The following is a 25,345-nucleotide window of genomic DNA, read 5'->3' on the forward strand; positions in this document are numbered from 1 at the left end:
CCAATAAAACAACCATCGCTCACATCAGTTACTAAATTATGAAGAAAATCTTCCTCTTATTACTCGCCTGTCTGCTCCTGTTTGCCGCCTGCAAATCAGGTATCGAACCGCAAGGTTTATATGGTAAATGGAACTATATCCGTGTTGAGAAGCCAGCTTCGCCGTCGGATAGTTTAAAATCCTACGAGATAGATGAGCAAAAGCCCTATATCGTTTTTAATAAAGACCATACATTGCAGATATTTTGGGGCGGTAAATTACTATCACACGGTAAATTCAGCACCGCCGGGCAGGATATTAAATACAGAGAAGAACTTGGTGACGGCAAAGTGCGCGACTTCCCCTTCTCTGTTAATAAGCTTACGGATAAGCAAATAATTTTTGAGACGCTTGGCGAGGATGGGTCCCGGGTTACTGCCGTAAGGGAGTAGAGCGCCAGCTTGAAGAACCGGGGCATTAACTTTATGGCGCCCCCTGCGGGCCGGGCTTTGCAGGGCTACGCTTCGCTACGGCCCTCCGGGCTAAACCCTTACAATCCCTGGCGCAAAATCTGAAAATAATTTGTTTTGGGGATTATCCGGATTAACCAGTGCTGTTAGTGCACAGCAATACCGGCTCCCGCTTTCGCTTCCACTTTTGTTTTGATAGCCCGCCGGCCTATCAGCAATACCAACAGGCCCAGCGCGGCAGATACTACAATAACGGTAGCCATGGGCAACGTGGATTTTGATTTAAACAGACTTATACCAACCGACACCAGGGCTCCTATGGCCATCTGTGATGCGCCTAATAACGCAGATGCGGTACCGGCATTTTTTTCAAAAGGTGCCAGTGCCAGTGCAGATGTATTGGGACTGATGAGCCCTACGCAGCAAAGAATTAAAAATATCATAACGATTGTGCCACCCAGGCCAATCCAGCCCTGCAGCGATCCGGTGATAAATACCAGGGCTATCAGCACCATGGCAATCAATACAGTACTTACTATCTGTTCGCTTTTATAACGCTGTATTAAAAAACTGTTCACCTGGCTGGAGCCTATAAAACCAACTGATAGGCCAGCAAATATCCAACCGTAGTTTTCTTTGCTTACATCAAATACTTCCATAAAAACAATGGGCGATGCCGATATATAAGCAAACAGGCCCGCAAAGGCCAGCGAGCCGCAAAAGGTGTAGGTATAAAACTGAGGTGTTTTTAAAACGCCCCAAAATGCACTGATGATAGGTGCCGGCTTGAGGGAATAAGACGGGTCGGGCTGGTAACTTTCGGGCAGGAGAAAAATCACTGCCAGAAAAATGAACACAGCAATTACCGCAAGAATAATAAATATCACCTGCCAGCCCAGGTGAACGGTTACATAGCCGCCAACCGTAGGGGCAATCAGCGGCGATGCCCCCAAAACCAATATGAGCAGGGCAAACACCTTAGCATTATCTTCAATAGGAAAAATATCGCGCACCATAGCCATAGCTGCCACACCGGCCGCGCAACTACCTACCGCTTGTATAAATCTTACAATGATCAGCATCTGGATACTATCTGACAGGTAACATCCCAGCGAGGCCACGATATATAACGACAGGCCGAAATACAAAGGTTTTTTGCGCCCGAATTTATCCAGCAAAGGGCCATAAAGCAACTGCCCGGCAGATATCCCTATAAAAAAACTGGATAACGACAGGGCCACATTCTCCGTAGTAGTATGTAGTGACGCGGCAATTGCAGGGAAACCCGGCAAATACATATCAATAGAAAAGGGCCCCAAAGCAGTAAGCGAACCAAGGATCAGGATCAGTAAAAAATAGCGCTGTTTAGTCATTTGCAGTAAAGAACGGAGTTTTATTCCGGCTTAAAAAAACCAGTATAGATTATTACAATAAATAACAGCTCGGTAAAATAGTAGGGGTATTAACTTTATAAGCTTAATCCTTGGGTTCCCAAAGTTCTATTTTATTGCCTTCAGGGTCCATAATATGTACAAATTTGCCATAATCATAGCTTTCAATTTTATCGGTAACGGTTACCCCATCTGCGCGCAGTTGCTCAACCAGTTCTTCCAGGTTCTCTACCCGGTAGTTGATCATGAATTCTTTGGCAGATGGCTCAAAGTATTTTGTATTAGCAGCAAAAGGGCTCCATTGGGTAGATCCTTTTTGGGTTCCGTCTGGGTTTTGGTACCATTCAAAGTTGGCGCCGTACTGATCTGCGGGTAGCCCGAGGTTTTTACTGTACCAATCCCGCATTTTTTGCGGGTCGTCGCACTTAAAGAAAACACCGCCGATACCAGTTACTTTTTTCATGTTTTTATGTGATTTGATTGATTTAAATGCCCACCCCAGTGCGAAAGATGCGATGAAACCTATTGTCAACAATATTTTTTTCATGATACGGACTTGCCTGCCTGGTTAAAACTCGTTTTCCCATGCCAATTTACACAAATGTTATTACTTTTAGCTGCATCTTCATTAATCTCTAAAAGACTCGAATAATGCTGGTAATATTACTCTGCATCATATTGCTTATCCTGCTTGTAAGTTGGGCAAAACTCAACCCTTTCCTGGCTTTTTTAATCGTATCCTTAATCGCCGGTTTATGCCTTGGCATCCCCCTGGAAAAGATTAGCACATCAGTTCAAAAAGGCCTGGGTGATACACTCGGCGCATTGACCATTATCATTTGCCTTGGCGCCATGTTAGGTAAACTGGTTGCTACCAGCGGTGCAGCTCAAAAAATCGCCGAAGTGCTGGTGCGTGCTTTTGGCATAAAATACATTCAGTTTGCACTTGTGGCCGCGGCCTTTGTTATCGGAATACCATTATTTTACGGTATTGGCTTTGTATTGATGGTGCCGCTTATATTTTCAATAACCTATAAGTATAAATTACCCACGGTGTATATTGGCTTGCCAATGCTTTCCGCATTATCAGTCACCCACGGCTTTTTGCCCCCTCACCCCTCGCCATCGGCGTTGGTTGTACTGTTTCATGCCAATATGGGCATTACATTAATGTATGGCTTAATGCTGGCTATACCTGCTATTATACTTGCAGGACCGGTATTTGCGCAGTTTCTAAAGAATATCCCTTCAGAGCCGCTGGCTACATTCCGCGCCGCAGAGATAGCAGCGGACAAACTTCCCGGTTCAGGAATAAGTTTTTTTACTGCCTTGCTTCCTGTGTTGCTGCTGGGTATCACCGCAGCGTTTCCTTTTATCGGGAATGCCCAGGATCATTTGCATAAGTTAATTGCATTTGTTGGCGATCCATCTGTTGTAATGCTTATCGCCCTCATTATTGGCACTTACACATTAGGAATTAAACAAGGGAAAAAGCTAAGTCAGCTCGGTTCACTATACGGCGATGCTATTAAGGATATTTCTTTAATTTTATTGATCATCGGCGGTTCTGGAGCTTTCAAACAGGTACTTACAGATAGCGGCGTCAGTAATCAGATAGCTGACGGACTAAAATCTTTTAACCTGCAGCCATTGTTTTTAGGTTGGCTTATTGCTGCAATTATTCGCATCAGTCTTGGTTCAGCCACGGTTGCAGGTTTAACTGCAGCAGGTATTGTTGGGTCGATGCTTATAAAAGACCCTACTATCAATCCTAACCTGATGGTTTTATCCATTGGAGCAGGTAGCCTAGCCTTTTCGCATGTTAACGATTCGGGCTTTTGGCTTTACAAAGAATATTTCAACCTGACGATAAAAGATACGATACTATCCTGGTCTTTAATGGAGACGATAGTCTCATTTGTTGGACTGGCAGGAGTATTATTGCTAAACGTGTTTGTTTAAACTTCCGGGCAGATGAAAAAGTTATTTAGCCTTTTAACCTTGTTTTGCGCCATTGCATGCAGCAATATTTTTGCCCAATCTGCGGCCGGTCAAAGCTTTTACACTTCGTTCGATAGTACTAGGATTTATTATGAAGTGAAAGGCGATGGCTATCCTGTGGTATTGGTGCACGGCTTTACAGGAACCAGCCAGGGTTGGAAAAACGGCCTGCTTTATGCCGACTTATTAAAAGATGGCTATAAGGTGATCCTGATGGATCTTAGGGGCAATGGGCGCTCTGATAAGCCACATATTGAGAATGCTTATGAAAATGATGCGGAAGCTAAAGATGTAATAGGATTGGTAAACAAGCTTGGCATTAAAGCTTATGACGCAGTAGGCTACTCGCGCGGCTCTATAGTAGTATCGCGGCTAATGGTACTGGACAATCGCGTACACAAAGCCGTGATGGGCGGCATGGGTGCCGATTTTACCAATCCAAACTGGGAACGCCGCATCCACGCATATAAAGCCCTTGCGGGTGATACAACACTCCACGATGTAGATGACATGATGGTTTGGATCAATAAAAATCCTTTTGATAAAGTTGCATTAATGTACCAGCAAAAACATCAGCCGGTAACAAGCCCTGCCGAGTTAGCTGCGATTAAAATGCCTGTTTTACTGATAGATGGCAGCGAAGACAAAACCAACGGCGATGTAAGAAATTTACAAAAATTAATACCAGGATCGCAGATTAGGGTTGTACCGGGCGACCATAACAATGCAGGGAAAACTGTACAGTTTTCTGCAGCTATACGCAGCTTTTTAAAATAAGCTATTAAACCTTTACCCTTTTACAGCCTCTATTAGTCAGCAAGCAATGTGGCTTGCTATTTGTTTATATATTAACAAATTTAGATACTATCACTATGAAAAAGATACTCATATATGGCGGCCTCGCAATGGCTTTAACATCGTCGGTTACTTTCAATGCAGAGGCTCAAAAAAAAGGAATAAGCAAACAAGGTAAAGGTGCGATTATTGGGGGTGCTGGTGGTGCTGTTGCCGGTGGCTTAATTGGCCACAGCGTGGGCGGTGCCGTCATAGGCGGTGCAATTGGCGCAGGCGGCGGTTATATCATAGGGAATGAAGCCCGCAAGCGGGAAGAAAAACGAAAACATGCTGCATGGTTAGAACGCCGCCGTGCCTGGAAAAGGAATCACCCGGGTAAGGCATACCCATACTAATAAAAAATACTTATTTATATTAAGCCACAGCTTTACCAGTTGTGGCTTTTTTGGTAATATAATTTCAGGACAAACCATTGATGGATAGCTGCTATACAGGGATAGTAAAATAAAATACCGATCCATTACCATCGCTGCTTTCAACGCCTATGTGGCCGCTATGTAGCATGATGATCTCGGCAGAAAGATAGAGCCCAATACCAAAACCCGAAAAGCCTTTGGTGCTATCATCCTCTACCCGGTAAAAACGCTGAAAAATTTGTTGCTGTTCTTCAGGCTTTATGCCAATACCGCTATCCTTTACCGCTACTTTTACGTGATTGTTCTCTATCCCCGCTGATATTAAAATATCTCCGCATTGGGGTGAATATTTCACCGCGTTGCTGACGAGATTATCAATTACCTGCCCTATTTTTTCCCGGTCAGCTTTAATATTCAAAACACCATCCGCTTCAAACTTAATCTGATGATTGATGGCAGTTTGCCTGCTATCGCCCACCAGTTCTGCAATCAGCTCATTAAGGTCAAAAACCGCCGTTTGCAATTGCAATTTACCAGATTCTAGTTTGGCCAGATCCAGAAAGCCGTAGATCAGTTTGGTCATTTTGTTAACCTGGCTTTCCGTTTTTTGCAGCGCATTCATTGTAAATGAATCGCTTGCCCGCAATGCTTTACTAAGTAGTAGTTGGGTATACGCCTTGATGGTTGTAAGCGGAGTTTTTAGCTCGTGGCTGGCCATAGCAATAAAATCGTTCTTCCTCAGCTCGTTCTGCTTTTTTTCGGTAATATCCAGGATGGCTCCTGTAAGCCGCACCGGTTCATCAAATCTGTTGAAAATAATTTTGCCTTTGGCGCGAATCCAGCGCAGCCTTTTATCGTCGATACCTATGGTGCGGTACTCCACATCGTAATCACCATTACCAGCCTCTTTATTCCGCGCCAAGGCCATTGCAGTGTCTATATTGGCCATATCATCAGGGTGCACCGCTTCAGGAAAAATAGTATTGTAATCAACTACCCTGTCGTCATGTACCCCAAACAACTCTCGATGCCGCTTATCCCATACAGAATCCAGGGTATTAAGATCCATTGCGAAAGTGCCTAATTCTGCAGCGGTAGTAGCCAGGCGCAGGCCTTCTTCACTTTTTTGCAGCTTATCAATAATTTCCTTTTGTTCGGTTATATCTAAAATGGTGCCCAGCAAACGCAACGGATGCCCGTTATCGTCAAAACTTATTTTCCCGGTTGTGCGCACCCAGCGCATGTTACCATCGGGCCAAAGCACCCTTGCTTCGTAAATATAAATTCCAGTCACCAACGCATTTGCAAACGCTTTTAAAACAATAGGAAGATCCTCCGGCAAAATAAAATGCCTTAATTCAGCATGGCTTATTTTTGAAATATTAGCCCTTCCGAAGATCTCTAACAACCGCGGCGAATGAATAACATTGCCTGTTTGCAGGTCTAGATCAAAAGTACCTAATCCCGTAGCTTCAGCGGCCAGCCGCAGGCGCTCTTCTGCATCTTCCAATTTACGCCGTGCGGTTACCTGTTCGGTTACTTCAGTAGCCACTACCATTATCCCGTCCACCTTACCGTTAGCACCGGTTATGGGCTGATAAACAAAATTGAAATAATATATTCCGGGAACGTTATCACGTATCAGGGTAACCCTTGCCTCGCAACCGTAGTGTGCAACACCTGTATGGTAAACATTCTTTAACAGGCCTATAAATGGCTGGTCTTTTATTTCTGGCAAGGCATCTGCCAGGGGCAACCCAACAATATCCGGGCCTTTGCCCCATACCTGCAAAATTTGACTGTTGGCAGATTTGATGATAAAATCACTACCAAGCAGCACGCTTATTGCCACAGGAGCTTGGGCCATTAGCATATGAAAATCCTGTTCCCCGGTATTTTGCCGCATTTTATTATCCACCTTAATTACTCCAATAATAATACAATTATCAAAGTAAAATAAAGTAAACGAAACAGGACAAGGAAAAAATTGAAAATTCTCTTTACATCCGATGTTAGAAATATTTAATCGCAAATGCATGGGCTGCGCCACTGGCGGCGATTAGGATAGACTTAAATAGCCAAAAAATTATCGGAAAACGATAGCGATTTATTTAGGGCAAAAAATATTAGAATTTATATTATTTTTGAAACTTTAAGTAATCAATTATTAATTCTTCCTGGGAGTTATTATCACGATAAAAAAACAGATACTTAAAATACCTTTTTCGGCTCATTTTAGTTTATTAAATATTATATGTTAAAGCGTATTTTAGTACTGGATGATAACCAGGATATTCTCGATATTGTGCACGAAACGCTCACGTACGAGAATTTTGAAGTAAAGAGCACCGGAGATAGTGAGGATGTAATTCCATTGGTAGAATCTTTCGACCCAGACCTGGTGATACTTGACTTTAGGGTGGCTGGCACTAATGGGGGCGAGCTTTGCAGGCAAATTAAATCGCACCCAAAGTTCAGTAATGTTCCCGTGATCATTTTTTCGGCTTACATTAGCCGGGATTCAGAATTGTTGGCCTATGGCTGCGACGCCATCATTAACAAACCTTTCGATTTAACCGAACTGGTTGAGAAAGTAAACAGTCTTATCTCTTAGATTTTTATTGCTTCGGATACTTTAAAGCCTGTATTAAAGTTTATACTTTAATATGCTGTGCCGATACTCTTTTTTAGCCCTGCTTTATTTTTTATTATTACAATTACCTGCCTCCGCGCAAAGCAGCTATATCAGTACCGATTTTTTTGTACCGAGTGGAGAATTAAGTCTCCACGTTCGCAAGATTACGGAAAACACTTATTCTTCGCATCGCAAAGTCCCCCTGCTGGTGATCAATGGCGGCACAGGGGCCACAACCTCTTTTGACCTCGACGCGCCAGACGCTTCCTTTGCTAAATCGCTCGCATTATCTGGCTTTGCCATATATCTGATGAATATTCGGGGTTGGGAACGTTCTACTGCTCCTGCATACGCGTTAACCGATACCTCCCTCGTAGCTGGTTCATGTGTAGAGGCCGCATTAGATATAGATGCGGTAGTGAATTATATATTAAAGGATAGCCCGAAAGGTAAGATCAGTCTTTTTGGCTGTGAAGCCGGCGGCCACTGGGCATCTTACTACACCACACAACATAGTAACCGGGTTGCAAATTTAATTGTGCTGAATACCCTTTATGGCGTAAAAGCGCCATGGGCATTAAACGCTGAATTTGCAGACCCGGGCGATTCAACCAGATTTAATAATAGTATCCCAGTATACCGGCAATCGTCGGAACAGCAAGTGGCAGACATTTGGAAAACCGGCGATACAGTCAGCGATACATTGAAAGCCGATTCGGCGATAATAAAAGCTTTCGCCAAAAGCGCGGTTAGCTTTAATAACGAGCATTTGCTAAAAGTACCGGGGGGATTTAGGAAAGAGGCTTTTTATATGGCAGCAGGGCATAAATATTGGGATGCAAAAGATATTACCGTGCCTACATTGGTCATCAGGAGTGAAAATGATTTCTGGTCGCGACCTGTTGATTTGGATAGCTATTACGATGAACTAAAAAACACGCCCATCCGCAAAAAACTCATCATCGCGAAAGCTAATCATTTTGTTTTTTTAGACTATAAGGGCAGCGGCAGGCGGAAGCTGCTAATAGCAATTAACAATTTTGTAAAAAAAGGACTGTAGGCAACAACGAGGAATGCGCTCGTCCGTCTCCACATTATTACGGATTTGCTTGAAGATCTGACAGAACAAATGAGCACCTAGAGTCGCTCATCAATACTGCTACAGCTTACCTGGCCTGTATTTACCAGCTATTTATTTTAACAATTTGGTAGCTATTTTTTAATCAACCTCGTTATATTTGACGTACAAACATATCGGCTATGTCTCCACTAATTGAAATTACCGACCCGCATATACTTGATAACACTGCCATCCTGATAGATGTACGAGGTGGCGCTGATGCTTATGAGCGTTATCTTGCCGGGCACCTAAACAATGCAATTTTTGCCAGCCTGGATGCTGATCTTGCCTCAAAACCGGTTGATGCTGCCATTGGCGGTCGTCACCCACTTCCCTCGCTGGAAGATTTTGCTGCTACACTATCCCGCTGGGGCGTTACACCGAACAGCCACGTAATTGTATATGACGATAAAGCAGCAGCCATGGGTGGTGCACGCCTTTGGTGGATGTTACGCTCGATAGGGCATACCAATGTGCAGGTGATTAATGGTGGTTTAAAAGCCGCTATTGATGGAGGCATAGAATTGGCTAAAGGTGAATACAGCAATTCCCCTGCAGCCGCACCTTACCCTATCCCGGCAGAGTTTAGCAACACAGCTGAGATAGAAGAAGTGAAAAAAGCTGCAAAAGATGAAAGCCGTTTAGTGATTGATGTGCGCGAAGGAGCACGCTACCAGGGCATAACTGAACCGTTAGATTTGGTAGCCGGCCATATTCCTGGTGCAGTGAATTTATTTTACAGTAACAGCATGTCGCCGGAAGGGAAGTATCTAACGTCGCAGGCTCTGGCTACCTTGTATAATGAAACCATAGGGGAGGTAAAGCCGGAAGATGTAATAGTGCACTGCGGCTCTGGTATTACAGCCTGCCACACCCTGCTTGGCATGGAGCACGCGGGTATTACAGGGCCAAAACTGTACGTAGGCTCATGGAGCGAGTGGAGCAGGCGCGACCTGCCAATTGGTACGGTTTTGAATTAAATAAATTACACTAGCACGATTTTATACTAAATTTTTATATGTTACTTGCACTGTGAAAACATATGCAATAAAGTTCAAACAGAAGTTACCTATCAGCCTGGAACAGGCATGGGACTTTTTTTCTTCGCCATTAAACCTGGCAAAAATCACCCCGCCGCAGATGAAATTTGTGGTGACTTCTGAATATAACGGCGATACCAAAATGTATCCCGGAATGATCATTACTTATAAAGTATCTCCCGTATTTGGCATCAAAATGAACTGGATGACAGAGATTACGCATGTAGAAGACCACCGGTATTTTGTAGACGAACAGCGCTTTGGACCCTATACACTCTGGCACCACCAGCATCATTTTAAAGAAATTCCCGGCGGCGTGGAAATGACCGACATTTTACATTATGCTATCGGTTATGGTATTATCGGGCGCTTGGGTAATTCGGTATTAGTAGCCAGAGAAATTCAAAAGATCTTTGATTACCGTACAAAGGCTGTTGATGAAATGTTTGGTAAGTATAAGGGATAAATAACCTATTGTTGGATAGCTGTTGATTTATTTACCGGTTTTTAGATAGATCCATGTTTATAAGAAACTTTACCAATTCACTTATAAACATGGATTTCCCCGTTAATTTAACTTCTTTATATCTTTAATATAGCCTGTAGTGAACCTCCGTACCCAACACCGGCATTTCTGCCCATGAAAGTGTAAAACCCACCTCCAAATAAGGAGAATCGGCGGTTAAACGTGTGTCCGTAATTAACGGCCCCTTTGGTAAACGCAAAATCGCGGTTGATACTTAAATTAGTGCTAACAAACGATTTATTGTAACTGGAAGAATTTTGTCCGCCTACTTCGAAGCTTACCTGGTTGCGTTTATCAAGCGGCACGCCAAACAATGCCGAATAAACAATTACACTGGGGCCAGGTTTAGCAAAATACCTGCGAAAGCCAGCCTCTAAGTTATAATAGCACCCGCGTAAATGATTGCCGTTAATACTACCGGTATACATCAACTTAACTTCAGAACCAAAAGCACCGTAACCAAAGTCGAGTTGCTGATCGTCGTGCTTATAAAGCGGTGCAATTCCTGATACCTGAACCGATAGATAGGATTTGTAACCAAAGTTCACCAGTGCATAGCTTAAGCCGGCCTGGAGATCTCCAAACCCAAAACTTTGCTGATATGTGGTACCCGCAGAGGTAGTAAATTGACTTTGCTGATTAGGAGCCAATACGTTCACAATCAAATCTAAACGGCGGGTAATGCCATAGCCAAAATAAAGGCCAAATGCGTAAGATGAAAATGAACTGTTATTAGCAGGTTTTACCTTTTTACCGCTACTGTTGTAAACATCCTTGGCGGTATAATAATTAAACGACGGCACAACAATATTGCGATACTTGCCAACAGGAAAGCCTGCAAAAGCCTGCTGCCCGGCGGAAGTTATCATTGTTAGAAACAAACAAACAGTAAATAATTTTTTCATACTTTAAATGTTAGGGGATTCTTAGTTTTTCGCGCAGCCAAAGGTTTTGAAACATGAAATAGTTAAAGTCTACCTCGTGCGTTGAGTTTGGTACGCAAATAAACTCTTTGCTTTGTGTCCCTAAATGGTTAAACATGGCGAAGCTACAGCGTGGCGGGCAAAACTTATCAAGCAGACCCACGCCCATCAGTACCGGACATTTGATCATAGGAGCAAAATTTTGCGGATCGTAGTAGTCCCACACAGAGAAAAATTTATCCCAAGTGTAACCCGGATTTTTAGCTTTGTAACTCCGAAACATTTTAAATGGGAATACCTGATCGTCATAAAGCGATGAAATATGTTCCGCATCTCTTATATCAGCGTAGAGTGGCACTTGAACCGTCAATGCTTTTATTCGCTTATCAAGCGCAGCCGTAACCACGCCCAAAGCACCTCCCTGGCTACCCCCTTCAATATAAATCTTAGAGGTATCAATGCCCAAGTTGCTATGCGATGTTAAAAAATCTAAGCCTCGGATGCAATCCATATAAACACCGCGATAAATGTACTTGTCCCGGTCTTCCAGATTCAATAGGCAATAAGTATCTGTAGAAACTGACACGACGTCCCGGCTGTTGCCATTCCCCCTAACATTTATATCAAAGGCTATAAAATCGTCATTATCCATATTGGGCTTCAGTTCTACTACGTAACCTGGCAGCCGGTAATGCACCGGAAACTTTTTACCATAAGTTGGCACCACTAACCAACCACGGATTACAAGGTTATTATAAGAGTGCATTTCAACTAAATAAACTTTTTTGCTTTTAGTTGAAAGGTCCTTGCGCTCTGTAACTTTATACTGCGGTGCAACCCCTGCCAATTCTGTTTTCGTTTTATTCCAAAAAGCTTCAAAATCAGCAGGTTTAGTAAGCTTACTTTTTATTTTTAACGGGTCAACACCGAAAACTTTCTTAATCGTATCATCATATGAGGTAAGATTTAAACGCATGTGCAACCTGTAAAATCCTGCAGGTTTAGGCGGTATGGTGATGCTATAGCTATCAGATACGTTTTTGTTCAAATGAACCATGATCGTATTTGTATTGCCTATCTTTTTATAATCATCGGTAAGAATATCATAGCTAAGCTTACCGTCTTGATTTTCATCATAGGTGCTCTTCACTTTCAGCTGATACGTCACCATATCACGGCTTGTAAAAACAGCCTGCTTATTACCCGGCTTGACGTCGATAAAAACCTCACCGTCCGCGGGCTTATCTTTTTGCGCTATCGCACTAAAGCAGCCTGCAAGGATAATGCTTACCGTAATTACATAGTGTTTAAACATTTTTAGTAACTGCATTTTTTATATTTCTCGTTTTAGAAACGTCTTATACGGAAGCAGTGCGATTTTTGTTCTTGATTAAAAAATCAGATTTGCGGATATAATTATTTAGCGGTTCTTCTATTGTTTTATATAATAGTATAGAGACTGCATTAAGAATGAAAAACGCATACAATACGTTCAAAGAATCGTATTCAAAAGGCGAATGCCAATCTACCCCCCATTTATCGTACAGGTTAAAAACGCCTTCGTTGAGCCAGTTAAAACTAAAGTGCAGACCATCGTACATCCAGCCGAGATGGATAAGGTAAAATATATAAGAACTCTTACCTAAAAGCTCAACAAACTTATTGGAAAGGATCTTTTTCAACAGCGATCTTTCGGTAAGAAGACCGTAAAAAAACAGGGATATGGCAACGCACAGTATATAATTATTGGTTAATATACCAAGAGGATTATGGAGGCCGGCAACTTCGCCTTTGGGAATAACAAGCAGGCTCATGAACCAAACGCAGGCAAATATCAGCACAAAACCCAGGTAAGTAAATTTCTGCCTGTTTTGCCCATCAAGCTTTTTTTTGCGAACAATAAGTGCCAATTTAATCCCTACAAAAAATTCAAAGCAGCGGCCCAGAAAGGTATACAGCATCATAAATGTAAAATTGCCAAAGAAACCGTACCAGTTTACATGACGGAAGATGAGTACCAGCAACACACCGATTCCGGTAATGATGAGCGGCTGGATATAAAATTTACGATATTTCTGCGCAAAGTAGAACGCAAACGGAGCCGAAAAATAAAAGCATTCCTCCACGGTTAAACTCCATCCCTGGGCAATACCGGTAAACTTAAACTGGTCAAAAAAGCCCCGTAAAAAGGTAATGTGCATCAGCAACAAACCTATTGGGCTACCAAAACCGCTGGTTACTTTTTCATCATGGGTAAAATAGAAAGAAATAAAAGCAGCCAGCGTTAACAGGAAGTACATAGGGTAAATACGCGCCACCCTGTTTTTTAGATATTGTTTGAACCAATCGGTGGTTAGCTCAAACGTGTCATAATACCTGAAAGCAATTAAAAACCCGGAGAGTGTAAAGAATATGGTTACCCCAATATGGAACTCGTTAAGAAACCGTTGCACAGCATGGGGAAAATCCTCATCAAACACATAAGCATAATGAGAGATAAAAACCAGGTAAGCAGCCAGTGCCCGCACACCTGTAAGAGCCGGAATATAGTTAAGTAAAGGTTTTTGAGCCAAAACGGATCAGTGTTTAGTCGTTCCTAAAGATAAATTATATTAGAGGATTTGCAAAAACTAAGCCGCCGGAATCGGAACCGGAGGAGGCAGCATTTTTCAGAGCACCGATCTTCCTCCATGTTGCTCATCTTATCATTCTAAGCTTTTGGGCTCAAACAAGTGCCGAGCCTTGCACTACCCCTCTGCTGAGGATCTTTTGATCTATGTAGTATTGAATTTCGCTTTTCTTCAACCCCCAGTTAGGGGCAATAAGCAGTTCGCGGTCGCTTAGGCCAAATAGGCGCTGGATAATAATATCCGGGCGAACCAAGGGCAGCAGATCACATAAAAAATCGGCATACTCCTCCAGGCTGAAAAGCTTGAATGGTTCGCGTTTATATTTTACCCCCATCACGCTGCCCTCCACGATGTGCAGGTGATGAAATTTAACAAATTTAATTTGTGCGTGGCGGTTTATCTCGTCGGCATATTTCAGCATCATGTCATGCGTTTCCCAGGGGAAACCAAAAATGGTGTGCACGCAAACATCCAGCCTGGTATTTTCCGTTAATTTAAGCGCCTTCAGCAATTCATCATGGCTACAGCCGCGGTTAATCTGGTTTAGCGTTTCGTCATAAATGCTTTCCATTCCCATTTCCAGGTCTACATCAAAACGATCGGTATAGCTTTCCAGCAGGGCGATTTTTTCAGCGTCTATGCAGTCGGGGCGGGTGCCTACGCTTAGCCCAACAATATCTTCGGTACCATAGCTCAGTGCCTCGTCATACATCATTTTTAAATAATGCGCTGGTGCGTAAGTGTTGGTATTGGGCTGAAAGTAGATGATAAATTTATCGGCTTTATTGCCATTACGGGCGCGTTCCATCCCCTGCATTACCTGCTCGCGCACAGTAGGCGCATTACGACTAACCGACGGCGTAAATGAATCTACATTGCAATAAGTGCAACCGCCGTAGCCCTTGCTGCCATCACGGTTGGGGCAAGTAAAGCCACCATCAACAATCACTTTAAACACACGGTGGCCGGGATACTTTTCTTTAAGCCACGGGCCGTAGTTGTTATATCCTTTTTCCCACTGTGGCACCTGTGTTTGCCCCGATTGAATGATTGACTGCACCTATTAATTTATTGTGGGGATTTCAAATTTAGTCCTGCGACCTCCCCCGATTTGATTACTGTTTGAAGTTGATATGCTTAAAAACCAACAGGCTGCAAAGATACGAAAGATGTAGAGATGTGCACCTATACAAATCCGCCTGGACTGTCATGCTTTGATATGGGCTCAATTAAAACAAAACACTACCCCCGCTCCTTTTCTTCATACGATGAAAAGAGAAAAATTATTAATAGCACTTGCTGCCGGTGCCGGGTTGGTTGGCGCAGCTGCAGTAATTTATAGCTTAGTACATAAAGATAATCTGCCAAAAGGCGCTACGGCTGTTACGCCGTTCGATCTTGACCGATTCATGGGTAAATGGTACGAATTTGCGAGGTTGCCCAACAAGGTAGAAAGAAACCTAGCCGATTTAACGGAAGAATATATTAAACAGCCAAATGGCTCCATAAAAGTAATTACCAGCGCATGCAACCTAAAAACTGGTAAGTGGACCGAAGTAACCGGCACCTTAAAACCAGCCGGCCCTGAAGATACTGGTATGCTGAAAGTATCTTATTTTAAACCTGTTTACTTTGCCTATAACATATTAGATGTGGATGACGATTATCAATATGCGCTGGTATCGGGCAGTAGGATTGACACACTATGGATCCTGTCGCGCGGCACAACCATTCCTAATGACATCAAGGCCAGGTTCCTGTACAAAGCAGCAAGTATCGGTTTTGCTATCGACCGGATAGAATGGCAGTATGGCGCTTTATCTACCACGCTTGAGGTATAGCCAGTACAGCTAAAATGGCTACATATTGCGCCTATACTGACCGCCTACCTCATACAATGCGTGGCTGATCTGTCCGAGTGAGCAGTACTTGCAAGCCTCCATCAGACGCTCGAAGATATTTTCACCTGCAATTGCTTTTTGCTGGAGTTCGTTTAATAAATCCGGCGCTCGCTCCGCGTTGCGCTGCTGAAATAAATGTAACGCTGTGATCTGATATTGCTTTTCTTCTTCTGTGGCACGGATTACCTCTGATGGAATTAGCGTAGGTGACCCCTTTTTATTCAGGAAAGTGTTGACACCAATTATGGGGTATTCACCGGTGTGTTTCAGCGTTTCATAGTAAAGCGATTCTTCCTGAATTTTACTGCGCTGGTACATAGTTTCCATCGCGCCTAATACGCCACCACGATCGTTTATAGCTTTAAACTCTGCAAGTACGGCCTGCTCAACCAAATCTGTCAATTCTTCAATGATGAACGCTCCCTGGATCGGGTTTTCGTTCTTAGCAAGGCCCAGTTCACGATTAATTATTAATTGGATGGCCATCGCCCTTCTAACCGACTCCTCGGTTGGCGTAGTAATGGCTTCATCATATGCATTGGTATGCAAAGAATTGCAGTTATCATAAATAGCATACAAAGCCTGCAAGGTGGTACGGATATCGTTAAAATCAATCTCTTGAGCGTGCAGCGAGCGGCCGCTGGTTTGAATGTGATACTTCAACTTTTGCGATCGATCATTGCCTTTATATTTATTCTTGATCGCTTTGGCCCATATGCGCCTGGCAACCCGGCCAATAACCGAGTATTCGGGATCGATACCGTTGCTAAAGAAAAAGGACAAGTTCGGCGCAAAATCGTCAATATCCATTCCGCGGCTCAGGTAGTACTCCACATAAGTGAAACCATTGCTGAGTGTAAATGCCAATTGGGTAACCGGGTTAGCCCCAGCCTCTGCAATATGATAGCCCGATATAGATACGGAGTAAAAATTGCGTACTTTTTGATCAATAAAATATTGCTGAATGTCGCCCATCATCCGCAGGGCAAATTCTGTGCTGAAGATACAGGTGTTTTGTGCCTGATCCTCTTTTAATATATCTGCCTGCACCGTGCCGCGAACGGTGGCGATTGCATAGTTCTTTATTTTTTCGTACACATCCGCAGGCAACACCTGATCACCAGTTATGCCGAGGAGCATCAGGCCAAGCCCGTTGTTTCCCGGAGGCAAGCTCCCTCCCTGATACGAGGGTCTTTGTAGTCCCTTATCGTCGTACCATCCTTTGTACCGGGCCTCAACCAGGTGCTGCAGGTTATTTTCGATGATGTACTTTTCGCATTGCTGATCGATAGCAGCATTCATAAAAAAACCGAGCAGCATAGGTGCAGGGCCATTGATGGTCATGGATACCGAAGTGCTGGCATGGCATAAGTCGAACCCCGAATACAGTTTTTTGGCATCATCCAATGTGGCAATGCTTACGCCGGAGTTTCCTATTTTGCCATAAATATCAGGCCGAACGTGCGGGTCTTCACCATAAAGTGTAACTGAATCAAAAGCGGTAGACAGCCTATGCGCCGGCTGCCCCAACGAAACATAGTGAAAGCGTTTATTGGTACGTTCGGGGCCACCTTCACCGGCAAACATGCGGGTTGGGTCTTCGCCTTCGCGCTTTAGCGGGAACACGCCTGCTGCATACGGGAATTCACCGGGCACGTTTTCGGTAAGCAGCCAGCGAAGGATATCGCCCCAGGCCTCATACTTAGGCAAGGAGATTTTCGGGATGCTTAACTGCGACAATGACGTATAATACAGTGGCTGTTTGATCTCCTTGTCGCGCACTTTATAAATAAAATTTTCGGCCTTGTATTTGGCTACCGTTGCAGGCCATTCTTTCAAAACTCGTTTGCAATCGGCATGGAGGTGATCTTCCAGATGGGTGTAAATGTTCTGCAAGGCCGTCGTCCGGTCTGCTCCTTGAGTAGGTGTTGGGGCCTGTTTTTCCAGGATGTCCATCGTTCCGCTTAACTGGAACAACTGTTGCGCTATTTTGCACTGCGCGTTAACCCAGTCGTTATAAGCGGCACTACTTTCGGCAATTTCTGCCAGGTAGCGGATCCTGTCCGGAGGGATAATGTAGATCTTTTCGGATTCATCCGCCTTTCCTTTTAAACTATAACCCCTTCCGTCTAAAAGTTCAACACCTGTTTTAGCCTTAACGGCAGCCATTATCGCTGTAAACAAAGTATTCATTCCCGGATCATTAAACTGTGATGCCATAGTGCCATAAACCGGCAGGTCATCATCCTTGGCATCAAAAAGCTGGTGATTGCGCTTGTATTGCTTACGCACATCGCGAATAGCATCCAGTGCGCCGCGCTTATCAAACTTATTCAGGGCCACCAGATCGGCAAAATCAAGCATATCTATCTTTTCCAGCTGGGTGGCGGCACCAAACTCAGGTGTCATTACGTAAAGGGAAAGATCGCAAAAGTCGGTGATCATAGTATCCGACTGGCCAATGCCTGACGTTTCGACAATAATGATGTCATAGCCCGCTGCTTTACAAATATCGATAGCTTCCTGCACATGTTTACTCAGGGCGAGGTTGGCTTGCCGGGTAGCCAGTGAGCGCATGTAAACCCGCGGATTGTTAATAGCGTTCATCCGGATCCTGTCGCCTAATAAGGCGCCACCCGTTTTACGTTTGGCTGGATCTACAGAAATAATGGCCAGGGTTTTATCAGTCTCCATCAAAAAACGTCTTACAATTTCATCTATCAGAGATGACTTGCCCGAGCCACCGGTACCGGTGATACCAAGAACGGGTATTTTTGAGTGGTAAGCAGTGATTTGTGAATGGTGGGATATGGTTGAACCGGCCAAACTTTCATTTTCTGCCAGCGTAATGAGGCTGGCGATAGATCTGATATTTTTTTCGGGAAGCTGCTCAAGTTCACCGTTTAATTGGCCCACGGTTGCAAAATCGCAAGCCTGCATCATATCATTGATCATCCCCTGCAGACCCATGGTGCGGCCATCATCCGGCGAGTAGATCCGGCTGATACCGTAAGCGTGCAAGTCCGCAATTTCATTGGGCAGAAAAACGCCGCCGCCGCCGCCAAAGATTTTGATATGTGAGCCACCGCGTTCGTTCAGCAAATCGCGCATGTATTTAAAATACTCCACGTGCCCGCCCTGGTAGCTGGTTAATGCAATGCCCTGCACATCCTCCTGTAACGCGCAGTTTACCACCTCGTGTACGCTGCGATTATGCCCCAGGTGAATTACCTCCGCCCCGGTGCTTTGCAAAATACGCCGCATAATGTTAATGGTAGCGTCGTGCCCGTCGAACAAAGAAGCCGCGGTGACTAAACGAATTTTAAAGACAGATTTATATGGAGCTATACTTTCCATGCAGGCAGAAATTGGTTGGCCTAAATTAGCTTTTTTTGCAGAGGTAAAAGCTATGCATGCATAATATTAAAATCTTCGAGTAGCCTTTTAGCGGATAAATACTATCGGTTTATTCAAGCCCAATCAGTGTAATCCAAAAATAAACTACATTTGCGCAAACTATGCGCCTACCCAACATCCCCGGCTTTGATCAGCAAGCTTTAGAAAAGTATTTTAAGAATACGGGGATGAGCTTTATTGGTAAAGTAGGTAGTCTGCTGATAAAGATGTTGGTGGGTATTACGGTTGCCCGCTATTTAAGTAAAGATAAACTGGGAGTAATTACAGGTGGAATTACTTACATCTACTTATTTTCTGCTGTTGCAACCCTTGGTCTTGACCAGTTTATTGTTAAAGAGTTGCATCAATTCCCTGAAAACCGCGACCGTATTTTAGGAACATCTTTCTGGATGAAAGTTTTTGCGGGTTTTGCCTGTATACCGCTGATATGGCTATGCTACCAGGTTTATCCTGCTCATGGCACACCGTACGAATATGTGTTGATTTTTTCGTCTATAGGCATTGTCCAAGCATTTAATGTCATCGATTCGTACTTCCAAAGCGAAGTGCAATCCAAATACATTATGCAGGTGCAGGTTACCGGCAATTTATTGTCGGCGGCTATTAAGCTTATATTGATCTACCTCAAAATGCCGCTTATCGCTTTTGTATATGCGTATGCTTTTGACTTTATATTATTAGCTCTGGGATATTATTTCACTTACCAGCGTAAGGGACGCAATCTTTTTAACTGGGCTTTAGATTTGGCACTTTCCAGGAAACTCCTTGCACGGTCGTGGCCGCTTATTATCTCCGGAATAATGGTTTCGCTATATATGAAGATAGACCAGCTGATGATCCAAAACATCTCGGGTACAAAAGAAGCCGGTGCCTATGCCACGGTCGCCTCTTTGAGCGAAGCGTGGAATTTCATCCCTACGGTTATTGTAACTACGCTTTTCCCCGCCATTTTAAATGCCCGGAGGGATGATATAGCGCGTTACAAAAAGCGCATCCAAAACCTGTACGATCTGATGGTTTACCTGAGCCTTCCGGCAGCAGTAATTATTACTTTTACTTCGCATCTGATTTACAAATTGTACACGCCTGAATTTGCCTACGCAGCACCCGTTTTATCGGTGCATATTTGGTCTGGAGTGTTTGTGTTTCTAGGAGCGGCTAATAGCCAGTATTTAATTGCCGAGGGGTACGTTAAGCTTACCTTTTTGCGTACAGGCTTTGGCGCTATCGTAAATATAATCCTCAATATTATCCTGATCCCCAAAATGGGTATGATGGGTGCTGCAATAGCTACGCTTGTTGCGTATGCCTGTTCGGCGTTTTTTGTTTTACTGATCCCTAAAACAAGCAAGCAGGGTATTATGATGTTACAATCATTATTATTATTTTCACTTTTCAAAAAATCATCCAGGCCTTGAGTACATTTTCTTCATTAATAAAAATTTTGAGCAATCCATCACATTTACGTGCGTTGCTTTCTTTTGACAACAAAGGTTATCTGAACGATATCGGTTGGTTCAAGGCTTACGACACTAAATCACCTGTGGATAAGCATGGTAATCCTATCCCCTGGGTTACCTATTCTTTCATTGATTTTATAAAAGAGCGCATCAATAAACAGCATAGCGTTTTTGAATTTGGTTCGGGCAATTCTACTTTTTTTTATGCAAAATATGCCCGAAAAGTAGTATCTGTTGAACATGATAAGGAATGGCTGGAAAAGATCGACAAATCTCCTGAAAAGACAACAAATTCCGAGATGATTTACTCCGAGTTGCAGCGCGATGGTGAATACTGCCGCATGCCGCTTAAGCTGAATGAAAAATTTGATATTATTATTGTTGATGGCCGCGATAGAGTAAACTGCTGTAAACAAGCAGTGGATGCCCTAACAACAGTCGGTGTGGTGGTGCTGGATGATTCGGAACGCGAGTCCTACCAGGAGGGTGTTAAGTTTTTAGTTGCGCAAGGATTTAAACACTTATCCTTCAGTGGCATTTCACCAGGCTTATTCTATTTTAAATCAACTTCCCTTTTTTATAAGGCCAATAATTGCCTGGGGATATAAAAAAATGCACTCTAAACCGATAGTCTTGCTATTCGTGCTGCTATTGCTGGGCGTTGCTTACGGGCGCAACTCTCCGAGGATAAGATATGCTTTAACTCACTTAGGAAATTCAGCCGTCACTAACAAAAAGTCTGTTAAGAATAAGCCCCAAAAGGTAAAAAAGTTGCGTACCCGGGAATTTGCCGGAAATTGTTACGATATCAATTGGGCTACGTGGACCAGTTTTTCTGACGTAAAAACTACCACGGGCAGCATTATCGATGCTGATGGTACCTCAATTGGCATAACGATGTCTGCCAACTACAAATTTGGCTCTACTCCGTCAATTTATACTTACGCCAGGTTTAGCACCTATCCTGCAACAATTCCTAATTCAACCGTGCCAAAAACAACTTGGGCTGCCGGCGCAGGTGGTTCTACTGAAATGTGCTTTTCAAGGCCAGTAACTAACCCTGTACTATTATTATCATCATTGGGAAGTTCCCTGCCTCAAAGTGCAACGTTGGATTTTTCAATTCCTTATGTTGTGCTGTATGATGGTGGAGGTATGGTATATAATAACAGCACTAAGCTAACGGGTACTGAGGGCTACGCTATCATTATGTTTCCGGGTGAATTTACCTGTGTTACTATAAATTCATCCACACCTGAAAACTATACCAACTTAACCTGGGGAATCAGGCCACAACCTTTTACTGTTAACGTAATAGAAAATAGTGCTATATGCGGCAGTACAACCGTTACAGCTAGTGGAGGAACTACCTACCAATGGGATGGCGGAGATACGCCTGAGAAGGCAACCAATACCTTTCATCAAAGTGGCACATACCTGGTAACGGTAACTAATGCTGCCGGATGCGTTACAAGCGCATCTAAAGCAGTTACCGTAAGGAATTTAATTACCCCAACTATCTCATCGTTCACTATACCGCAACAACTGAATGCTACTGTTATTGATGAAGCTAATAAAACGATAACACTTACTATGCCAGCCGGCACAAATTTAGCAGCCCTGCAACCAGTTATAGCAGTATCGGGTGGAGGTATTGCAGTACCGTCATCGGGCGCTACACAAAATTTCACTAATCCGGTATTGTACAGTGTCACCAATACTTGTTCCTCGGAAATTTATAAGGTGACTGTGGTAATAGAAAAACAGGTTACGACTTGTTCCGGCTCAGCAAATATATTAACCGGAGATACGCCTGCACCCGCGGGTACTTATACCTGGCAAACTTTTGAGGGAAACAGCTGGGTAAACGCCCCCGGTACTTTTAATACTGCAAATTACCAAACCGCAGCACTTACTAATACCATAGCAGCGAATTCCATTTTTAAAATTCGTCGTCAAGTAACTGTTGGTGCTAATGTAACTACCGATTCGTATTACCAGTTAACCGCTCAGCTAACCACAGCAATAACAAACAACAAGGCCAACGCCCCAGCGGTTATTAGCTTTTGTGATAGCGGCGACCCTGCTTTAATAACTGGCAGCATTCCAAACGGTGGCACAGGGACTTTCACTTATCAATGGCAGGCATCAGCAGATAATATAACGTTTAACAACATTACAGATGCTACAGCTAAAGATTTTGACCCAACGGTTTTAACCGCTTCTACCTACTATCGCCGTACTGCAACATCCGGAATATGCACATTACCGGTTGTTAGCAATGTAGTTACTATAATTATTTTGGGGACACCTTTAAATGCCGTATTAACACCTGTATCCCCTATTTGTGCAGGCAGCGTGGCTGCTCTTTCAGTTAAGTCTCCAATCGCAGGTTTAAGCTACAATTGGTACGATTCTGCCGCGAAAAACAATTTGCTTTTTTCAGGTCCAACATACATCACTGGTCCGTTGACTACCAACAAAAATTATTTTGTAGAAGTTTCCAATGGCACCTGTACAAACGCACGCTTAGCCAACATAGCAGTATTGGTAGTTAACCCGCCTCCTGCACCAACTTTAGCGTTAATCCCAAGTTCAATTTGCCAGGGGGCTACCGCTACTTTAAATGTTTCCAGTCCGCAGGGGGCACTAAAATATAATTGGTACACCAGTGCGGCGGGTGTCACTCCTGCTTTTACAGGTACGCAATTTAACACAACAGCTACGGCGGCAAACGTCGCCTATTACGTGGAGGCAGTTAATGCTAGCGGATGTGCTTCTGCACGCACAGCGGCAAACATAAGCGCTACTGCAGCGCCGTCTATCACTACCCAGGGTGCAATTGTTTGCCCCGGAACGGGCACTACGCTTACCGCCACCAGCACGGACAATAATGTTACTACAAGGTGGTATTCATCAATGACGGGCGGCATTAGTGTATATACCGGAGCATCGTTCCCAACTCCTGTTATTAATACGGCAACAACTTATTATGCAGAGGCAATTAATAACGCAAACGGTTGTGTTTCCGTTACACGTGCCGCGGCGGCTATCCAAATCAGAACGCCGCTGCCTGCTCCATCAGTTGCTGCCGATGTGATAAAAGAAACAAGCGTAAGCTTTAAATGGGCTGCTGTGCCTGGCGCAACCGGTTACCAGATAAGTACGGATAATGGACAAACATTTAACAGTCCAAGTTCCGGCCCTGCCGGCTTATCCCATGTTGTTACTGGTTTAACCAATGGAAAAGGCGCCACTATAATTGTTCGGGCTAGCGGCCTTTCCGGTTGCGAATTAAGCGGTACTTCGGTTGCGGTTACCGCAATCGCTATTAATCCCTTCGCTGATCAAATTTATGTAGCCAACGCTTTTACACCTAATGGCGATGGTAATAACGATGTGGTTTATGTTCACAGCGAAAACATAACAACCGTTAAATTTTATGTGTACGACCAGTGGGGCGAACTGCTGTTTGCATCGACGAGCAAGCAAGGAGGCTGGGATGGAACCTATAAAGGCCAACCGGAGCCTGCAGGTGTGTACGTTTACTATGTGCAGGCTGTGATGACAGATGGCAAGCAAGTGAATAAAAAAGGGACTATTACGCTAATCAGGTGAAAAAAATAATATTACTCCTTTCATTTATACTCCAATTAGGAGCTATCACCGGGATTAGGGCACAGATTGATCCTCATTTTTCGCAGTATTACGCCTATCCGCTATGGCTTAATCCGGCCCTAACCGGAGTTATGGATGGCCAAACCCGTATAAATGCCAACTTCAGAGAGCAATGGGGCGGCCTACCAAAAGGCTATAAAACCGGCGGCCTTTCTATGGATTTTAAATCGGGAGATAAATCGGCCCTAGGCTTCAATGTTATCAACCAGAACGCCGGTACTGCAGGGTATAATTATTTTGCCGCTTACGGGTCATTTGGCTACAGTATTGCTGTTTCTGCTGATGGCACTCAAAAATTGCACTTCGGTGTGCAAGCCGGTTTAATTAATCGCAGCTTCGACCCCAACAAGCTGCAGCTGGATAATCAGTACAACCCGGGCAGTGGTTTCGATCCAAATTTGCCCAACTTCGAGAATTTTGCTACAACAAATGCTACCATATTTGATGCCAGCGCCGGGATGTTCTATTTTGACGGGAACCCGACGCACGCTGCCAACGTATTCGCCGGAGTAAGCCTTGCCCACCTTACCGCCCCAAATGATCCATTTGCTACTGCCGGCCTTAGCAGCAAGCTGCCTTACCGCTTCAACGCACACGCAGGTGTTAAAATTAAAGCATCGGATGGTTTTGATATTACGCCACATGCGGTGTTTATCCGCCAAAACAAAAATGATATTAAAGCTATGGGCGTGTACTCTGAATTAAAAGTTGACGATGAGAATGGGTTATTGCTGGGTGGCATGTACCGGATAGGCGACGCAGCAATAGTCAATGCAGGCTATCACATACAAAGCCTGGTCATTGGTCTGAGTTATGATTTTAACACGTCAGCGTTACGCAGCGCAACTAGCGGCCAAGGTGGTTTTGAATTATCTATCAGCTACGTGTTCCGCAAACATATTGCAAATCCTGCAGAAGTGTGCCCAAAGTTTTAATGTATAAGATCGGTAGCCTTATATTCGT

Annotated in this window: 21 protein-coding genes; 13 read left to right on the forward strand and 8 right to left on the reverse strand. The window is 43.8% G+C overall.

Annotated elements, in window-relative coordinates; all coding sequences use genetic code 11:
* The first annotated feature begins 38 nt into the window (after positions 1-38).
* On the forward strand, positions 39-431 hold the full coding sequence (locus A0256_02645; GenBank protein ID AMR30393.1) for a hypothetical protein: 393 nt from the start codon (positions 39-41) through the stop codon (positions 429-431).
* A 164-nt stretch (positions 432-595) separates the two neighbouring features.
* On the opposite strand, the gene A0256_02650 is transcribed toward A0256_02645, so the two are convergent.
* Together A0256_02650 and A0256_02655 are read right to left on the reverse strand one after the other, a co-directional pair.
* On the reverse strand, positions 596-1,822 hold the full coding sequence (locus tag A0256_02650) for a Bcr/CflA family drug resistance efflux transporter (GenBank protein AMR30394.1): 1,227 nt from the start codon (positions 1,820-1,822) through the stop codon (positions 596-598).
* Positions 1,823-1,925: 103 nt separating this feature from the next.
* A complete protein-coding gene (locus tag A0256_02655; GenBank protein AMR34406.1) occupies positions 1,926-2,303 on the reverse strand; it encodes a glyoxalase in 378 nt (125 codons plus the stop codon).
* A 188-nt stretch (positions 2,304-2,491) separates the two neighbouring features.
* Between A0256_02655 and A0256_02660 the strand changes: the two genes are divergently transcribed.
* From A0256_02660 to A0256_02670, 3 genes are all read left to right on the forward strand, one after another.
* Positions 2,492-3,802, forward strand: coding sequence for a gluconate transporter (locus A0256_02660; protein AMR30395.1), 1,311 nt, complete (start codon positions 2,492-2,494; stop codon positions 3,800-3,802).
* A 12-nt stretch (positions 3,803-3,814) separates the two neighbouring features.
* Positions 3,815-4,618, forward strand: a complete 804-nt coding sequence (locus A0256_02665; GenBank protein ID AMR30396.1) for a hypothetical protein — start codon at positions 3,815-3,817, stop codon at positions 4,616-4,618.
* Positions 4,619-4,713: 95 nt separating this feature from the next.
* A complete protein-coding gene (locus A0256_02670; protein ID AMR30397.1) occupies positions 4,714-5,031 on the forward strand; it encodes a hypothetical protein in 318 nt (105 codons plus the stop codon).
* Between the two features lie 91 nt (positions 5,032-5,122).
* On the opposite strand, the gene A0256_02675 is transcribed toward A0256_02670, so the two are convergent.
* Positions 5,123-6,970, reverse strand: coding sequence for a hypothetical protein (locus tag A0256_02675; GenBank protein ID AMR30398.1), 1,848 nt, complete (start codon positions 6,968-6,970; stop codon positions 5,123-5,125).
* A 336-nt stretch (positions 6,971-7,306) separates the two neighbouring features.
* Between A0256_02675 and A0256_02680 the strand changes: the two genes are divergently transcribed.
* The 4 genes from A0256_02680 to A0256_02695 all read left to right on the forward strand — a co-directional run bounded on the left by A0256_02680 (position 7,307) and on the right by A0256_02695 (position 10,313).
* Positions 7,307-7,666, forward strand: a complete 360-nt coding sequence (locus A0256_02680; protein AMR30399.1) for a hypothetical protein — start codon at positions 7,307-7,309, stop codon at positions 7,664-7,666.
* A 52-nt stretch (positions 7,667-7,718) separates the two neighbouring features.
* Complete coding sequence (locus tag A0256_02685; protein AMR30400.1) at positions 7,719-8,747, forward strand: hypothetical protein; 1,029 nt, start codon at positions 7,719-7,721, stop codon at positions 8,745-8,747.
* Positions 8,748-8,947: 200 nt separating this feature from the next.
* Complete coding sequence (locus tag A0256_02690; GenBank protein ID AMR30401.1) at positions 8,948-9,787, forward strand: hypothetical protein; 840 nt, start codon at positions 8,948-8,950, stop codon at positions 9,785-9,787.
* A gap of 52 nt (positions 9,788-9,839) precedes the next feature.
* The gene (locus tag A0256_02695; protein AMR30402.1) at positions 9,840-10,313 is read left to right on the forward strand and encodes a hypothetical protein; all 474 of its coding nucleotides are present in this window, start codon (positions 9,840-9,842) and stop codon (positions 10,311-10,313) included.
* 116 nt (positions 10,314-10,429) lie between these two features.
* Here A0256_02695 and A0256_02700 read toward each other — a convergent pair whose 3' ends face one another.
* From A0256_02700 to A0256_02715, 4 genes are all read right to left on the reverse strand, one after another.
* Positions 10,430-11,242, reverse strand: coding sequence for a hypothetical protein (locus A0256_02700; GenBank protein AMR30403.1), 813 nt, complete (start codon positions 11,240-11,242; stop codon positions 10,430-10,432).
* A 46-nt stretch (positions 11,243-11,288) separates the two neighbouring features.
* The gene (locus A0256_02705) at positions 11,289-12,611 is read right to left on the reverse strand and encodes a hypothetical protein (GenBank protein ID AMR30404.1); all 1,323 of its coding nucleotides are present in this window, start codon (positions 12,609-12,611) and stop codon (positions 11,289-11,291) included.
* Between the two features lie 43 nt (positions 12,612-12,654).
* On the reverse strand, positions 12,655-13,869 hold the full coding sequence (locus A0256_02710) for a hypothetical protein (GenBank protein ID AMR30405.1): 1,215 nt from the start codon (positions 13,867-13,869) through the stop codon (positions 12,655-12,657).
* Positions 13,870-14,020: 151 nt separating this feature from the next.
* Positions 14,021-14,986 carry a radical SAM protein gene (locus tag A0256_02715; GenBank protein AMR30406.1) on the reverse strand — a complete coding sequence of 322 codons (966 nt, stop codon included), beginning with the start codon at positions 14,984-14,986 and terminating at the stop codon, positions 14,021-14,023.
* 208 nt (positions 14,987-15,194) lie between these two features.
* Between A0256_02715 and A0256_02720 the strand changes: the two genes are divergently transcribed.
* Complete coding sequence (locus A0256_02720; protein ID AMR30407.1) at positions 15,195-15,767, forward strand: hypothetical protein; 573 nt, start codon at positions 15,195-15,197, stop codon at positions 15,765-15,767.
* An 18-nt stretch (positions 15,768-15,785) separates the two neighbouring features.
* Here A0256_02720 and A0256_02725 read toward each other — a convergent pair whose 3' ends face one another.
* Positions 15,786-19,184: a methylmalonyl-CoA mutase gene (locus A0256_02725; protein ID AMR30408.1), complete on the reverse strand. Its 3,399-nt coding sequence runs from the start codon at positions 19,182-19,184 to the stop codon at positions 15,786-15,788.
* 161 nt (positions 19,185-19,345) lie between these two features.
* Here A0256_02725 and A0256_02730 point away from each other — a divergent pair, with 161 nt between their 5' ends.
* The 4 genes from A0256_02730 to A0256_02745 are packed head-to-tail and all read left to right on the forward strand — an operon-like array spanning position 19,346 to position 25,317.
* Positions 19,346-20,662, forward strand: a complete 1,317-nt coding sequence (locus tag A0256_02730; protein AMR30409.1) for a polysaccharide biosynthesis protein — start codon at positions 19,346-19,348, stop codon at positions 20,660-20,662.
* Positions 20,659-21,312 carry an FkbM family methyltransferase gene (locus tag A0256_02735; GenBank protein ID AMR30410.1) on the forward strand — a complete coding sequence of 218 codons (654 nt, stop codon included), beginning with the start codon at positions 20,659-20,661 and terminating at the stop codon, positions 21,310-21,312. The genes A0256_02730 and A0256_02735 overlap by 4 nt, the downstream gene beginning before the upstream one ends.
* Before the next feature lie 4 nt (positions 21,313-21,316).
* Positions 21,317-24,322, forward strand: coding sequence for a hypothetical protein (locus tag A0256_02740; protein ID AMR30411.1), 3,006 nt, complete (start codon positions 21,317-21,319; stop codon positions 24,320-24,322).
* Positions 24,319-25,317, forward strand: a complete 999-nt coding sequence (locus tag A0256_02745) for a hypothetical protein (protein ID AMR30412.1) — start codon at positions 24,319-24,321, stop codon at positions 25,315-25,317. Before A0256_02740 ends, A0256_02745 begins: the two co-directional genes overlap by 4 nt.
* Positions 25,318-25,345 lie beyond the last annotated feature (28 nt).

Source organism: Mucilaginibacter sp. PAMC 26640, from assembly GCA_001596135.1.
Lineage (GTDB): Bacteria > Bacteroidota > Bacteroidia > Sphingobacteriales > Sphingobacteriaceae > Mucilaginibacter.

Coding starts and splice junctions, on each gene's coding strand:
- A0256_02645 (AMR30393.1), top strand. CDS start 39: ATGAAGAAAATCTTCCTCTTATTACTCGCCTGTCTGCTCCTGTTTGCC.
- A0256_02650 (AMR30394.1), bottom strand. CDS start 1,822: ATGACTAAACAGCGCTATTTTTTACTGATCCTGATCCTTGGTTCGCTT.
- A0256_02655 (AMR34406.1), bottom strand. CDS start 2,303: ATGAAAAAAGTAACTGGTATCGGCGGTGTTTTCTTTAAGTGCGACGAC.
- A0256_02660 (AMR30395.1), top strand. CDS start 2,492: ATGCTGGTAATATTACTCTGCATCATATTGCTTATCCTGCTTGTAAGT.
- A0256_02665 (AMR30396.1), top strand. CDS start 3,815: ATGAAAAAGTTATTTAGCCTTTTAACCTTGTTTTGCGCCATTGCATGC.
- A0256_02670 (AMR30397.1), top strand. CDS start 4,714: ATGAAAAAGATACTCATATATGGCGGCCTCGCAATGGCTTTAACATCG.
- A0256_02680 (AMR30399.1), top strand. CDS start 7,307: ATGTTAAAGCGTATTTTAGTACTGGATGATAACCAGGATATTCTCGAT.
- A0256_02685 (AMR30400.1), top strand. CDS start 7,719: ATGCTGTGCCGATACTCTTTTTTAGCCCTGCTTTATTTTTTATTATTA.
- A0256_02690 (AMR30401.1), top strand. CDS start 8,948: ATGTCTCCACTAATTGAAATTACCGACCCGCATATACTTGATAACACT.
- A0256_02700 (AMR30403.1), bottom strand. CDS start 11,242: ATGATAACTTCCGCCGGGCAGCAGGCTTTTGCAGGCTTTCCTGTTGGC.
- A0256_02705 (AMR30404.1), bottom strand. CDS start 12,611: ATGTTTAAACACTATGTAATTACGGTAAGCATTATCCTTGCAGGCTGC.
- A0256_02720 (AMR30407.1), top strand. CDS start 15,195: ATGAAAAGAGAAAAATTATTAATAGCACTTGCTGCCGGTGCCGGGTTG.
- A0256_02725 (AMR30408.1), bottom strand. CDS start 19,184: ATGGAAAGTATAGCTCCATATAAATCTGTCTTTAAAATTCGTTTAGTC.
- A0256_02730 (AMR30409.1), top strand. CDS start 19,346: ATGCGCCTACCCAACATCCCCGGCTTTGATCAGCAAGCTTTAGAAAAG.
- A0256_02740 (AMR30411.1), top strand. CDS start 21,317: ATGCACTCTAAACCGATAGTCTTGCTATTCGTGCTGCTATTGCTGGGC.